General features: G+C 36.2%; 15 protein-coding genes and 1 pseudogene. 10 read left to right on the forward strand and 6 right to left on the reverse strand.

Features of this window, described 5'->3' with window-relative positions; all coding sequences use genetic code 11:
• Positions 1-22: 22 nt before the first annotated feature.
• From AC3WVA_RS09150 to AC3WVA_RS09160, 3 genes are all read left to right on the forward strand, one after another.
• Positions 23-553, forward strand: a complete 531-nt coding sequence (locus AC3WVA_RS09150; RefSeq protein ID WP_098346298.1) for a general stress protein — start codon at positions 23-25, stop codon at positions 551-553.
• Positions 554-705: 152 nt separating this feature from the next.
• Positions 706-909: a DUF4028 family protein gene (locus AC3WVA_RS09155; RefSeq protein WP_098881310.1), complete on the forward strand. Its 204-nt coding sequence runs from the start codon at positions 706-708 to the stop codon at positions 907-909.
• Between the two features lie 136 nt (positions 910-1,045).
• Positions 1,046-1,357 (forward strand): YbjQ family protein, encoded by a 312-nt coding sequence (locus AC3WVA_RS09160; RefSeq protein WP_087957597.1) that lies wholly within the window; start codon positions 1,046-1,048, stop codon positions 1,355-1,357.
• 551 nt (positions 1,358-1,908) lie between these two features.
• On the opposite strand, the gene AC3WVA_RS09165 is transcribed toward AC3WVA_RS09160, so the two are convergent.
• From AC3WVA_RS09165 to AC3WVA_RS09180, 4 genes and pseudogenes are all read right to left on the reverse strand, one after another.
• Positions 1,909-2,214, reverse strand: coding sequence for a hypothetical protein (locus AC3WVA_RS09165; RefSeq protein ID WP_098346297.1), 306 nt, complete (start codon positions 2,212-2,214; stop codon positions 1,909-1,911).
• Between the two features lie 284 nt (positions 2,215-2,498).
• Positions 2,499-3,629 carry an RNA-guided endonuclease InsQ/TnpB family protein gene (locus tag AC3WVA_RS09170; protein WP_098270374.1) on the reverse strand — a complete coding sequence of 377 codons (1,131 nt, stop codon included), beginning with the start codon at positions 3,627-3,629 and terminating at the stop codon, positions 2,499-2,501.
• Between the two features lie 638 nt (positions 3,630-4,267).
• Positions 4,268-5,239 (reverse strand): zinc-dependent alcohol dehydrogenase family protein, encoded by a 972-nt coding sequence (locus AC3WVA_RS09175; protein ID WP_142341976.1) that lies wholly within the window; start codon positions 5,237-5,239, stop codon positions 4,268-4,270.
• A 327-nt stretch (positions 5,240-5,566) separates the two neighbouring features.
• A pseudogene (locus AC3WVA_RS09180) lies at positions 5,567-5,751 on the reverse strand (hypothetical protein).
• Positions 5,752-5,854: 103 nt separating this feature from the next.
• Between AC3WVA_RS09180 and AC3WVA_RS09185 the strand changes: the two are divergent.
• From AC3WVA_RS09185 to AC3WVA_RS09200, 4 genes are all read left to right on the forward strand, one after another.
• The gene (locus AC3WVA_RS09185; RefSeq protein WP_098880688.1) at positions 5,855-7,072 is read left to right on the forward strand and encodes a sensor histidine kinase; all 1,218 of its coding nucleotides are present in this window, start codon (positions 5,855-5,857) and stop codon (positions 7,070-7,072) included.
• Entirely contained in the window at positions 7,062-7,706 is a 645-nt protein-coding gene (locus tag AC3WVA_RS09190; protein WP_000876838.1) for a response regulator, read from the forward strand. Before AC3WVA_RS09185 ends, AC3WVA_RS09190 begins: the two co-directional genes overlap by 11 nt.
• Before the next feature lie 159 nt (positions 7,707-7,865).
• Complete coding sequence (locus AC3WVA_RS09195; RefSeq protein WP_071758375.1) at positions 7,866-8,300, forward strand: hypothetical protein; 435 nt, start codon at positions 7,866-7,868, stop codon at positions 8,298-8,300.
• Positions 8,301-8,407: 107 nt separating this feature from the next.
• Positions 8,408-8,806, forward strand: a complete 399-nt coding sequence (locus AC3WVA_RS09200; protein ID WP_048526528.1) for a hypothetical protein — start codon at positions 8,408-8,410, stop codon at positions 8,804-8,806.
• Between the two features lie 65 nt (positions 8,807-8,871).
• Here the strand turns inward: AC3WVA_RS09200 and AC3WVA_RS09205 are convergent, their stop codons facing one another.
• On the reverse strand, positions 8,872-9,012 hold the full coding sequence (locus AC3WVA_RS09205) for a YflJ family protein (RefSeq protein ID WP_000273536.1): 141 nt from the start codon (positions 9,010-9,012) through the stop codon (positions 8,872-8,874).
• A 154-nt stretch (positions 9,013-9,166) separates the two neighbouring features.
• On the opposite strand from AC3WVA_RS09205, the gene AC3WVA_RS09210 reads away from it, so the two are divergent.
• Positions 9,167-9,529 (forward strand): hypothetical protein, encoded by a 363-nt coding sequence (locus tag AC3WVA_RS09210; RefSeq protein WP_000582777.1) that lies wholly within the window; start codon positions 9,167-9,169, stop codon positions 9,527-9,529.
• A 26-nt stretch (positions 9,530-9,555) separates the two neighbouring features.
• Here AC3WVA_RS09210 and AC3WVA_RS09215 read toward each other — a convergent pair whose 3' ends face one another.
• Positions 9,556-9,741: a YhzD family protein gene (locus tag AC3WVA_RS09215; protein ID WP_001970593.1), complete on the reverse strand. Its 186-nt coding sequence runs from the start codon at positions 9,739-9,741 to the stop codon at positions 9,556-9,558.
• A 168-nt stretch (positions 9,742-9,909) separates the two neighbouring features.
• On the opposite strand from AC3WVA_RS09215, the gene AC3WVA_RS09220 reads away from it, so the two are divergent.
• Both AC3WVA_RS09220 and AC3WVA_RS09225 read left to right on the forward strand, forming a co-directional pair.
• Positions 9,910-11,151 (forward strand): metallophosphoesterase family protein, encoded by a 1,242-nt coding sequence (locus AC3WVA_RS09220; protein ID WP_429604497.1) that lies wholly within the window; start codon positions 9,910-9,912, stop codon positions 11,149-11,151.
• Positions 11,148-14,072, forward strand: coding sequence for an ATP-binding protein (locus AC3WVA_RS09225; protein WP_098880686.1), 2,925 nt, complete (start codon positions 11,148-11,150; stop codon positions 14,070-14,072). Before AC3WVA_RS09220 ends, AC3WVA_RS09225 begins: the two co-directional genes overlap by 4 nt.
• The last annotated feature ends 5 nt before the right edge of the window (positions 14,073-14,077 follow it).

Genomic DNA, 14,077 nt, shown 5'->3' on the forward strand with positions numbered 1-14,077 from the left:
AAACTTTAGGAGGTTACTAGTTATGAATGTAGATAGAAAAATAGTAGGTATTTTTAGAACAATTGATGATGCAGCACTCGTTATTAATGAATTAAAAGATAAAGGGTATGCGGCTAATAACATTTCAGCTATTGCAAAGGATCAAGAGGAAATTGAACACCTGGAAGAAAAATCGGGTGAAAAAGTGAATCATGAAACTGCACATAAAGCGGATATCTTTTCAGCAACAGGGCTTGTAGCTGGAGGAGTAGCAGGCGGACTCGGTGGTTTATTAACAGGTCTTGGTGTACTTGCCGTATCTGGACTGGGCCCAATTGTAGCAGCGGGACCTATCGCAGCAGCTATTGGAGGAGCCGGTATTGGCGGAGGAGCTGGAAGTTTAATAGGAGCATTTATCGGCTTAGGCATTCCAGAAGAACATGCTAAGAAATATGAAGAATACATTCACGATGGAAATATATTAATTTTAGTAGATGCAAAATTAGATGATAAGTTAGAAATCTATGAAATATTTGATAAGCACAATGCGTATAACTCTGATTTCTTTAAATAATATGTACGTCACATATTTAAACATAATGAATATCGTTTTTTGATCTTACAACTTTGGCGCGACCGAGGAGTCGTATGACTATAAGAGAGGAAGGGCTTATAGTAAAAGATCAAGTCCTATTATGATATTGAGAAAGGAAGAGGTGTCTTTTCGTGATTGTAAAAATATTAAAGGATAGTAGTAATAGCTTCCTTTGTACAGTGCAAAATAAAAATGGAGAGAAGTATGTAAAGAAATGGTTTCATAAACAGGGAAACAAGGAAGAATTAGGACGACCAACTTTCAAAGAAGTAGAAAAGGACTGGAGAGAAAATAGAGAATCGTTTATGTATCCAAATTTGAAAGCGTTTTATTAAACATAATAGGCGCTTTATTCTTACAAAATTGTCACACTCCTGTAAGGTAATTCAATAGATTCGTTGCGTGTTCCATGTCATAATAAAGACATAAGAAAGCTTATTCAAACTACAACTTATTAGGAGAGTGTCAGTCATGATTGTAACAACAACGTCTGGAATTCAAGGTAAAGAAATTATTGAGTATATTGATATTGTAAATGGTGAAGCTATTATGGGTGCAAACATTGTCCGCGATTTATTCGCTTCTGTTCGTGATGTTGTCGGTGGTCGTGCTGGTTCTTACGAAAGCAAATTAAAAGAAGCTCGTGATATTGCAATGGATGAAATGAAAGAACTTGCAAGACAAAAAGGTGCGAACGCTATCGTTGGTGTTGACGTAGATTATGAGGTTGTTCGTGATGGAATGTTAATGGTTGCTGTAAGTGGTACAGCTGTACGTATATAAGTAAATAAAAAACAGGCTCACCCCTTGAAGTTTATGCTTTGAGGGGATTTTTTTTCATAACTAAAGGTAAGAGGGAGAAGAGCCAATATACTAGCCTGCTTATTTCAAATGTAGTATATTATTCTCAAAGATAAAAGTAATAATATGGAAAAAAATTAACTTTATGACAAATAATAAAATTGTTATTTGAGGTAATGAGAGAAATAATGGTATGAATAACTTTAGAAGGTGTATAGTTATAGAAATAGACGATTGAGCATGTAAAGAGTTATATTACATAAAAATCATTATGAATGGAGGCGGCTACATTATGTTTTGGTTAGGATGTTTTTTAGGATACATTGTAGGCTCTGTTATTACATGCGCTCTACTTTACTATGGATATAGATCAAATGAAAACAAAAAAGCGAATATACAACAGAGGGAGGAGAGGAAGATCAATCAAAAAGGTGTATAGGATGTGGAAGGTAGGGTGATAACGTTGATGCAAAAATAAAGGGCAGTACATATTTTGATAACTACTATGTACTGTCCCGTTTATTCTTTTTGGATTATGAGAAGTTGTTTCCTGTCTTACTATAAATTTCATAGGCGAAAAACCCCAATAAATAGCCGATTCCGGATCCTAAACTCACTGCAAGAAGTGAATAATCCGGGAAAAACATGCCGGAAATTAAACCGATTATACAGCCAATCAACATTCCTATAGGTATGAAACTGTCTAATAACAGTTGAGCTTTTTGAGATTTTTTCTTACCTAGTCTTCCTTCGTTATATTTATGTTTAAGTCTTTTAATTACAAAGACTACAATTCCTCCAACTATTACAATGGGTGCAAGTGCCGAAATGAACCACATGTTAGAAGCTCCTTTCACCTTTCGATACAATTCCACCAAATAATTACAATTTCAGACTACTAAACGTACTATCGAGTCTATTTAAAAGGTCAATCAAAAAGACTTCTTCCTTTGCATTTAATAACTCGTCAAAAACACTTTCCGATACGATAAACTTAACTAAATCTATACAATTCAATCAAATTTACACAAGTTAGTGCTTCATCGTGTTCTCGCAACCCCGAAGGGACGAGGGGTATAACACTCCACACGAGGCAGTATCGTTACCTCCTATTATCAAGCATTTATTTTACCCATCTTGATAAATTTATCGAAGCATTTACATCCCTATCATGATGGCTATTGCATGAAGCACAACACCAATCACGTATTTTTAAACTCCACTGTCCTTCTGGTTGAACTGAATGGTCGTATTTTACTCCGCAACATGAGCAAATCTTGCTTGAGGCAAACCATTTATCAGCTTTTACATACTCAATGCCGTACTTCTCGCACTTGTATGATAAACATTGAAAGAAGAAGTTTAATTTTTGAAATGAAAATGCTTTCGATAGTTTTTTGTTTTTTAACAGGTTTGAGATAGATAAGTCTTCCACAACAATCCTCATTGGTTTAGTTTTCACCAAGTTAGCTGTTGCTTGATGGATATGGTTATTTCGGATATTAATAATTTTCCTAGATAACCGCAGGTGCTCAGCTTTCGCTTTTTCATACCCGGCAGATTGAATTTTTACACCTTTTTTAAATCTCCTAGACATATCTCTTTGTGCTAACTTTTTCCTTTTCAAAAGTTTTTTAACCTTGGCATCTTTGTTTATATTTCGTTCTTTCATACCATTAGAAGCTACAAAAAGTTCTTTTAAACCAACATCCACACCAATCGACTCATTCGTTAGTTCTTGTGATTCAAAGTCTTCTTGGAATCCTATACTAATCCACCAGTGACGACCATCAAAGGTAACTCTTGGATTGGATGGTTTTTTATTTCTTGGTAGTTGTTGGCTTGTTTTCACTTCTCCAATAGACTGAATATGAACTACTTTCTTTCCTATAATCAGTCTTTCATAATTAGCATAAAATCCTTGGATTACATCTTTTTTGGATTTATAAGAAGTGTGAGAACCATTTTTGTACTTTTTGAACGAATTTTTTCTCGCCGTATCAAAATCTTTTGAAGCCTGTTTAGGAACTTGTGCATTAATGTCTTTTAACCACTCATATCTTTTTCGCTTCTTGATCTTTGTAAATCGTTTCTGTAAAGCTAACTGTGAAACAGATTTTCCAAATAGCTTATAGTATCTATCACTCATTCTTTTACAATAGTTATAAGCGAATCTTGCAGCACCAGCATGGTTTCTAAGCACTTTTTCTTGTTCAGGCGTTGGAATCAATCGAACTTTCTTCGCCAATATCATCAGAATGTAACTCCTTTAATGAAAGATTTGTTCTTCTGAATCGTAGCGTGTTCCACCAGCATTCTCCTGAGACTACTCGGATGTAAACCTGTTAATTCCGATACTTGACTAACTCGTAAAAATTTCATTATTATTCTTACCTCATTGAACCTAACATAGCACATACGTTCGATAGATTCAATGAGGTTTGATAGATTTAATTAAATGTATCTCGTTCAACTAAGGGCGCAATTCCTTAGCCAGTTCTCTTATGAACTTCTCCTGTTTTCACATGAGCGCAGACTATATGTTTATCTCTTTAGAGATAGAGGATTTTTCCACCACCATAGGCTTGTGGTGTACTCTCGTCAGTTATACGAGATAGTCGTTGAACGTTCATCTTATCTATTTTGACTTAGACGATTCGATGCGGAAGACCCATTGTTCTAGTGTTTAGGATTTAACCTTGCACGATCTGATTGATTTTTTCTGCTTTCGCGACATTCACGCTCGCTATTTCTAGCCACGTTGTAGTTCAATCAGCTTTAGGGATTGCCCGCAGTTAACCCTCACTACTAGCCAATCACTTGACTAGCAGGGCTTACTGATATATTTAATTAACTTTCGTTATAATTGGTTAAATAAATCGTAACAGTTAGTTACCCTTTCGTTTTCTCAGCAGACTGCACAACATCAACGGCCGCTTTCACATCCGCTAAGTCATACGTAGAATGTACTTTCATAAAGCATAATTGCTTATTTTCAACTAAGCGAATTAAATGACGAAACGTTTCTTGCCATTTATATGGTGACACTTCTTTATTCCAATGTCGTAAATGAAATATGTTCGCGTGCACTTTTGCTTTCGTGACAATCTCTGCCCAGTTTACTTGTATTCCTGATAGAAGACCGATCGTTAAAAAGTGCCCGTTTGGACGTAAGGAGAAAGCTAATGCATTTCCATCCGGTCCTCCGATAGAGTCAATCGCAGCATCCGCACCGAGCCCGTTCGTTAATTCCATAACGGTTTCATAAAGCGGGGCAGTGGAAGTATCAATTACATATGCAGCACCAAGGCGCAGTAATTCTTCTGTATGCTTATTATTTCTTGTAACAGCAATGAATCGGAAGTTTAAAATTTGTGATAACTGCGCGAATAGATGTCCAATAGCGGATCCGCAAGCGTTCACTAATAAAACGTCATTACGCTGTAAGTTTAACGTTTCTGTACAAGTAACCCACGCCGTAAGAGGATTAATATACATTTGTGCCGCTGTAAAATCATCAATGGAATCCGGAATAGGGACTACAAAATCAGCTGACGTCTTCACATACTCCTGCCAAGTACCTTCTCCGCGTAACGGTAAAACACGTTTACTGATAAGGTCTCTCGTAACGCCCGTACCAACATCTTCTACAATACCGACACCTTCATAACCAGGTATGTTAGGTAATGGGATTCTATGAGCGTACGCTCCTGTTATTGGAATTAAGTCAGATGGATTAATCGGCCTAACTAACATACGAACGAGAACTTCATTATCTTTTAATGGTTCTATATTTTTATATTCAACTTGTAATACGTCTTTTGGGTTGCCAAACTTGTGAAATTGAATTTGTTTTCCGTGCAAGATAAATGTGCCCCCTTAGTTTGATTGGGTTTATTATAGCATTTTTGGTTGGAGTGATTATTTCGTTATCAAAAAATAAAAGGGAACAGAAATTCGTCGTTTATCTATTTGATAAAATCGATTTCTCCTGAATACATAGTAATATAAGAAAAAGACGCCCTTGTGAGCGTCTTTTTCTAACTTGAGATAGATGCATTATTATTGTTCTACTAGGTTACATCGTTCTCGTATAAAGTTTTCTCACACAAATGATCTGTGTATCAATTTGTTTTTGATATACAGATCATTTGTATGATAATTATTATAGATAATTGCTGAATGATAACCTTACATGAATGCTTTTAAAAGTTCTTGAACTAATGGAATTACTCCACCTACAAATTTTAAAACTGCCATTGCGATTTCCATATGAGTGCCTCCTTTTTTAATGGTAAGCTGCAATAAATCTTTATACGCTTATTATAGTAAGCGCTTACAATAATATCAATGCATTTCGATATGCAATATTTCATATTTGTATTCTGTAATGGGGATGGGAAAAAGCCCCACTAATTAAAGTTTCACTTTATCAAAATGTAAGCTGCATCTTGTATAATATAATGGTGGAGGTCGAATATGAAAAAAATGAATTCAAATATAGACGTGGATACAAATGTATTGGAAGCGGTATTTATTCCAAGAAGGTTTATTGTTTTATGGATTACACTCGTATATATTGCTTCAATGCTTTTAGAATTTCGTAATAATATTCTCTCAATGGATAGTTTCTTCTTCACAATAATTATTGTTATTCATACTATCTTTCATTGGTATGCAAGTTCATTAAAGAATAGACAATTGTTGTATTTCTTTTTTGTACAACTCTTCATTGTGTTTCTTGCTGCATTTATTGTACCAAATGGTTCAATAGCAATTTTTGTTGGATTAACCCCTATTTTAATTGCCCAAAGTTTATATGTTTATAACAACATATTTAAAGTAATGGCGGTTTTTACTCTCATGTATGCCATATTTTGTACTGCGATTAGTATGAATTATGGTGTGAATAAAGTAGCCATTCTTATCTCTATGTTCCTTTTAGTACTAGCAATTATTATTCCTTTTTCTTATATTAATAAGCAGCAATATGATGCACGTAATCGTATACAGAGCTACATTCAAGAGTTAGAGTCTGCATATATGAGAGTAGAAGAATTGACATTAGCTAATGAAAGGCAGCGAATGGCAAGGGATTTACATGATACGTTAGCGCAAGGTGTAGCGAGCTTAATTATGCAATTGGAAGCAATAGACGCCCATATGCAAAAAGGGAATACAGGGCGATCTCAAGAGATTATGAAACAAACTATGATAAGAGCGAGACAAACTTTACATGACGCAAGGCTGGTTATTGATGATTTGCGTCATACTACTAATTCATTTAATAAAGCTGTAGAGGAAGAAGTTCAACGTTTTTCTGAGGCTACGTCTATACATGTGAGATTTACTATTCAAAGCCCCCCGCATATTTCAAGATTAGTAAAGGAACATTGTTTATATGTAATTAGTGAATGTTTAACGAATATCGCAAAACATTCGCAGGCAACAGATGTAAATTTGAAAGTTGAATATAGCGATAACCTTGAAAAACTTACTATTGAAGTTGAAGATAATGGAATTGGTTTTGACACTGGATATATCGGTAAGAATCCTGGACATTACGGCTTAATTGGCTTAAATGAGCGAGTTCGATTGATTAATGGAGAAATACATATATTGAGTGAAAAGATGAAGGGTACGAAAGTGTGTATTCAAGTACCTATCAATAATGAAGGAGATAGCAATGAAGTATAACGTATTAATTGTGGATGATCATTTCGTTGTAAGAGAGGGTCTGAAATTAATAATAGAAACGAGTGATTCATTTCAAATTATAGGTGAGGCTGCAAACGGAGAAGAAGCCCTTTCTTTCATAGAAAAAAAGAAACCTGATGTTATTTTAATGGACTTAAATATGCCTAAAATGAGTGGTTTAGAAACAATTGAGGCTTTAAATAAAAAACAAAATCATACGCCGATTATTATATTAACTACTTATAACGAAGATGAATTAATGTTAAAGGGAATTGAGCTAGGAGCAAAAGGATATTTGTTAAAAGATACGGATCGTGAGAATTTGTTTCGAACATTGGAAGCGGCTATTCGAGGTGAGATTTTACTACAACCCAATATTATGGAAAAAATAGTGAATTATAAAAGGAAAGAAGTATATGCTGATAAGGTTGAAGAAAATAACTTAACAGAAAAAGAATTGTTTGTGTTGAAAGCTATTGCGCGTGGAAATAAGAATAAAGAAATTGCATTCGATATGGGAATAGCTGAGCGAACAGTAAAAGCGTATTTAACAAATATATACAATAAATTAGGTGTTAATTCACGGTCAGAAGCAGTAGCTGTATCTATTGAAAGGAAGTTAATTCATTTTTAAAACATTATATATGCCCAATCGTACATTATAGGCTTGCCCTTTTGTACGATTTTTTTATTATTTTCTCATGTTATGCTTTAGAAAGCATGAGAGATTTAAGAACGCTCTAATTGCATTACACAGACGTTTTTAATGTGGGAAAGGAAGAAGAATAATTAAATGGCAACTTTGTTTTTAATTTCTGTAGTTATTTTCTTTATTTGGCTGCAAAGTAAACAAACAAAATTAAACTGGATACATATTATTACTTTTCTCATGATGATAGGGATTATTACTTATACGGCGCCGCAACCGATGACTAGAGATTTACAAGCAGAGTTATTGGCAGTTACGCTTTTTTCTTTCGCTATTGGTGTTTGGCAAGGTGGAGGAATTACAGTTTGTTATGAGGATGGAGTTTTATATATTACAAATGGAAAACAGTATTCCATTTCATGGATTCTTTTAATAATCGGCAACATAATTATTATTAACACATTTGAAGGTGGATTTACATTTAATGGATCGTGGATTATTTTGTGTAGCGTTGTCATTGCATCTGGGTTGAAAAACAGTATTCTATGCATTCTGTACAAATTAACAGTGCGAAATTGAATGGGAAAAGGACATTTTTTTATGTTGATATAGAAATTAATACTATAAGTTCATCAAAAGATTGTAGTCGATAAAAACGAGAAGGAAGAATGGGGGAGTTAGCGTAGATGTTTCTACCTATTACTACATTTGATAGGTTTATTTGGCTGGGGAATGTTGCTTCGTCTTCAGAAAAGATTAACAGGAATCTGGCGTTTTCGAGGGCTGAAGAAAGTAATGTTAATTTGTGTAAAAAGAAATGTATAGGTTCAATTAATAATATGCATCAAAAAATAACGATAGCTTCTGTGGAATATGGTCATAATTTTGTGTTGGGTCGTGCAGAACCTCATTCAACAATTGTCATAACAAGTGGTGATATGTATGTTGGAAGCGGACGGGTTAATAAGTATGGGGAATTTAAAGTATGTACGAATGATTATCTAGAAAGAAATTTAGTAATAGAGATTCAGTTAATAATGGATGGTTTTTATCAAGAGAGTATAACGGTAAAGATAGAACGTTAAGATAGGATTATTTCTTTTTTTCCACTATATAAAAAGGAAGCAACCGTAGTTGCTTCCTACATTAATTAAGCCGAAGCCTTCTTCATTCTCTCAAGTAAACTAGATAACACATGCGTACGATACGATTCTAGTTTTTTACCTTCATAAGTACGGATACCTAATTTTTTAAGTTCTTTTACATACCAACCTTTGCTTCCGAAATACATGTGATCGCTCCCCTTCAACTTTGTTTTTATTTGTTCTGATTGCATATGGAGGTACAGGTAATATAATGAAGGAAATGAATTTCGCTCGAAAATGGTTAACTTTGTTGCAAAAGACATATATACTAAAGATAGTATACAACGAGGTGGACAAGACGTGATTATAGAGAAGCACGAAATTCAAATTGACCAAATTACGAGCGGTAAAGTGAATATCTTTACTTTCTATAGAAATAGAAAGCAAATTGATGATCATTTTTTACGATTGCAAGAACCATCGCTTACAGCAAACTACTTCTTCCATTTTCATTTTGATGCAGAGAGCTTGCATCTACTACAGGAAGAGTTTCCAAGCGTATATCCGTACAACGGTAGTGAAACGATTCACGACTGGACGGAAAAGATGAAAGCAGAGTTGCAACATCAGATCCAAACAGGAAAATGGAATAAGCGCGTACGTATCGGTAATCGCATTCTAGATGTGGTGTTTACGTGGTGTGACGAAGATATAGTAGAGTGAAAAAGAAGCGGATGACGCTTCTTTTTTTAGCGCTGGAATAAAACAAGCTTACCTGCAGAAGATGTGCAGCGATGTGTTTTTTCATACAATCCTTTTTCATGTAAAATAGATTCACCTTTTGCTTTCGCTTCTTTTTCAGTTGCCGCCTCGAATGATTCGTCTAATGCTTTTGAACCATCTTTTTCAAAGACTGTTAGAACGTATACTCCCATGAAAATTCCCTCCAATAATAAAAATCAGAATCTTATAACTATTTTGGCATAAATCATTAGAATATGCAAAGAAATATATGACATTGCGTGTTAAAATAAAGGGGAAGTTTTATGGGTACTAGATTTACTATTCGTAGTAAAGTACGGAAAAAGAAAGGATCGTTATTTGTGAAACAAGTGAAGTTTATACATGCGGCTGATTTACATTTGGATAGTCCGTTTAAAGGGATGGAGATGAATGTACCGCAGTCTGTTTGGGAGAGAATGAAGCAGAGTACGTTTGAATCGTTCGAGCGTATTGTTGATAAAGCGATTCAAGAGCGCGTTGATTTCGTATTGCTAGCCGGGGATTTGTATGATGCGGAGACGAGAAGTTTGAGAGCGCAAGTGTTTGTGCGCGAGCAAATGAAGAGACTTTCGCAGTACGATATCCCTGTTTTTATTATTCACGGCAACCACGATCATTTAGGGGGAAGCTGGGCAGCAATTGAGTTTCCGGAAAATGTTCACGTGTTTACGGAGCCTTATGTAGAAGAGAAATCATTTTATAAAAATGGTGAGTTGTTAGCTTCTATTTACGGTTTTAGTTATTTGCAACAAGCGGTAACGGATAATATGACAGCGCAGTATACGAAAATGAGTGATGCGCCTTTTCATATTGGCATGCTTCACGGAAGTGTGGAAGGGGATGCAGAGCATAATCGCTATGCGCCGTTTCAAATTCGTGAGCTGAAAGAAAAGCAGTTTGATTATTGGGCTCTTGGCCATATACATAAACGTGAAATTTTATCAGAAGAGCCGTGCATTATTTATCCAGGTAATATACAAGGACGTCATCGTAAGGAAATGGGCGAGAAGGGTGCATACCTAATTGAACTTACGAAACAAGGATCGCACTGTTCATTTTTCCATACGGCGGATGTTGTGTGGGATGAGATAGAAGTGAGTATCGATGGACTTGAAACTGTTGATGAACTTATGACGAGCGTATCGAGTGCGATGAATGAATGCCGAAGAGAAGAGGAAGGGACGCTTTTAACCGTCGTATTTACAGGTCAGGGAACACTTTCTCCTTATTTACGTGACGAAAAACGTGTGGAAGAGGTTTTTCATATTTTAGCAGCGGGCGAAGAGCGAAAAGATTTCGTATATGCGATGAAGTGGAAAAATGAGACGGTTTCTTTTGCAGAAATCGAGCGTTTGAAAGAAGAAAATCATTTCGTCGGTAGTGTGCTAAAAGAGTTAGAAGCCTTCACTAATATGGACGGCGTATTGCGCACAATTTGGACATCTCCTGTAGCACGTAATAGTATTGAATCTTTTACAGAAGAAGAGAAGAAAGAGATTCAAAAGGAAGCGGAAAATATTATTTTAGAGCAATTATTCCAGCAAGAGAGGGATAAGAAATGAGAATGGAAAAACTCCATATTTATGGGTACGGAAAATTAGAAAATGTGGAAATGGATCTGTCAATGCTGACTGTTTTATATGGTGAAAATGAAGCGGGGAAATCGACAATTCGCTCATTTATGAAAAGTATTTTATTCGGTTTTCCGACGAGAGGACAGCGTCGTTATGAGCCGAAAGAAGGCGGCAAGTATGGCGGTGCGATCACTGTACAAACAGAGAAGTACGGCCGTTTGAAAATTGAACGATTGCCAAAGACGGCAGCTGGCGAGGTGACCGTTTATTTTGAAGACGGGAAGACAGGCGGCGAGGAGATTTTACACGATATATTAAGCGGAATGAATGAAAGTTTATTTGAATCGGTCTTTTCATTTGATATGCATGGTCTTCAAAATATTCATCAGCTCGGCGAAGCGGATATCGGTAATTATTTATTTTCAGCAAGCGCAGTCGGAAGTGATGCGTTATTGCAGCTAGATAAAAAGCTAGAAAAGGAAATGGATCAGCGCTTTAAACCAAGCGGGCGTAAACCTGAAATTAACGTGTCACTGCAAGAGATGAAAAAGCTGGAAGAGAAGATGAAAGAGTGGCAAGGGAAAATTGGCACGTATGAAAAGCAAGTGGAGCAGCTAAAAGAAAGTGAAGAGAAACTTGCTTCTGTTCGCGTGGAAAAAGAGAATGCAGAAAAGCGAAAGCAAGATTATGAAATATTAGCAGCACTTGAACCTCTCGTTATTGAAAAGCGTGCACACGAGAAAGTGTTACAAAACGAGAGCGGGCAATTTCCTGTAAACGGGATTGCGCGTTATGAAGCGATTAAGGCGAAGATGGAGCCGCTTCAATTACAAGTTGATTCCCTCCATAAGAAAATAGAGAATGTGCAATCGGAAATAGAATCGATTCAAATAGATGAAGATTTTTTACAAAAAGAAAGTTATGTAGAAGAACTTCGAATGCAGCACATGTCTTATGAAAATGCACGCCAAGAAATGCGTGATCTGACAGGAACAATTACGAATATAAAAGAAGAACTGGCAGAACTAGAGCAACAAATTGGTGCTACTTTTGAAAAAGAAACAGTCCTGTCGTTTGATATGAGTTTGGCAACGAAAGAGTTAATTACGCAAGCAGTACAAAAGGCGCGTGAATTAGAAACGCAAAAAGCACAGCTTGATGATCGTTTTAAAGTAGCGCAGGAGCAATTAGAAGAGCAAGAAGAGAATATAAGACAGATTAAGAAACAAATGTTAGCGGATGAAGAGCGAAGTGCATTAGCTGAGAAAGAGAAGTCGTTCCAAGATGCGGCGTTTATCGGTATGGGCGCAGAGAGAATGAAGCGCAAGTATGAGGAAAAAGCAGGAGCGGCTATGCAAAAGAAAAAGCAGTGGCAAAGAGTTTGTCTTCTGTTACTTCTTATTAACACAGGTATTTTATTCACAAGCTTATTTATAGACAATCGGCCGCTCTTATTTATTAGTGTCATCGTATTTGTAGGGATTGTTCTTGCCCTCGTTTTATATAAAGATCCGTCAAGTGGGTTACAAGAAGAGCTTCTTACTCTTCAGCAAAGTGCTGGCGGGAGACAAAGTGAAGAAGCGATGTCTGTGCGCTATGAGTTAGAAAAAGATGAAGAGATACGTAAACTATTTGAGCGCGAGTCGTATAAGTTGCAGCAAATGGAGCGAGCGTATGATAAAGTCGTTTCATCCTATGAGGAATGGGAGCGAGAAACGTTCCGCATTAGTGAACAAGTAAATGTATATAAAATGCGTTATACATTCCCTGAATTTTATACGTATGCACACATCTTACCGGCGTTTGAGCGTATGGAAAAGATGCAGCAATTATATCGTGAGTTAGAGAAACAAGGAGCTCGCAAATCTTCATTATATGAAATGATTTCGCATTTTGAACATAAACTAGAAACTGTTATCGGTAGTGCGGAGTATAGTAAGCTACACGAGGCGCAAAGTCGTATGCAAAATGAGAAAGAAAAACGCCAAACTTGTAAACAGCTAAAAGAGAAGCTTGCCGAATGGCAAGAAGAGTATGCGTTCATGCAAGAGCAATTGAAACAACTGTTAGTAGAACGAGATAGTTTATGGCATATCGCACATTCTACAGATGAAGAGATGTTTTTAGAAGCAGGTAAACTGGCGGAAAAACGTGAAGATGCTGAGAAGCAAGTAGGGCGTTTATTACCGCAAATTGATCTGTTAGAACAGCGTTTAACGAGCTTATCATTAGCTGAACATTATGAAGCTGACGGTTATGATGAAAAATTAAAGCAAGAAATGACAGTCATGCAAAAATGTCTTACAAAGGAAAAAGAACTGACAGAGCGTATTGCGAAACATCGTATGGAAATTGCGAATTTAGAAGAAGGAAGTACGTACGGTGATTTACTACACGAATGGGAAATGAAAAAAGCGCAAGTGCGTGAACAAGTGAAGAAGTGGGCTGCGTATGCGGCCGCGAAGACAGTGTTAACGAAAACGAAGCAATATTATCATGAAGTACATCTTCCTCGTATTTTACAAAAATCAGAAGAGTACTTTGTGTATTTAACAGGCGGACGATATAGTAAAATCTTTTCACCGTCAGAGGCAGAGCCGTTCATCGTTGAGCGTAACGACGGTATGCGTTTTTACAGTCATGAACTGAGCCAAGCGACAGCGGAGCAGTTATATTTATCGCTGAGATTTGCATTAGCGAAAACATTTGAGCATAATTATCCGTTCATTATTGATGATAGCTTCGTGCATTTTGATGCGGTAAGGACGAATCGTACAATTGAACTCATAAAGGAAATTGCGCAAGATAGACAAGTCATCTTCTTTACATGCCATGCGCATTTATTAACGTATTTTACAGAAAAACAGATTATAAAATTAACGCATAAGCGTAAAGAAAATGAGTTGTAGTGTGC

The organism is Bacillus sp. EB106-04-02-XG92, from assembly GCF_058791995.1.